1 pseudogene is annotated in these 320 nt (G+C 47.2%); it reads right to left on the bottom strand.

The features are described 5' to 3' along the window. Window positions 1–320, bottom strand: a pseudogene (locus OCV67_RS13600) (phage tail tape measure protein); the annotation flags it as partial.

The raw sequence follows: 320 nt of genomic DNA, 5'->3' as shown, positions 1-320 counted from the left end.
GAATCCTGCATTTTGCCCAGAGTGCTGTTAAACTCTGCCGCTCCTGCATTAAACAAAGCCAACGCACCGATTCCGGCTTCCTGACTTCCCCAAAGGTTATTAAATGCCGTGGTATCTCCGTTTACGCTGTCTCCGATGACAGTCAGTACATCACCCAGTGAATAACCGCTTTCTGTAAGCTGTGCAAAAGACTGTCCTGTCTGCTCCTGTAAAACTCCGGCAACCGCACTTCCTGTATCACCGAGTTCATTCAGCATGGATTTTAAATATGTCGTTGACTCTGCCGTGGCAATACCGTTTTTTGTGAGAATAGCATAACC

Source organism: Porcipelethomonas ammoniilytica, assembly GCF_025567485.1.
GTDB lineage: Bacteria > Bacillota > Clostridia > Oscillospirales > Ruminococcaceae > Porcipelethomonas > Porcipelethomonas ammoniilytica.
The sequence above is the reverse complement of the archived record's forward strand: the minus strand, read 5'-3'. Positions and strand labels throughout refer to the sequence as shown.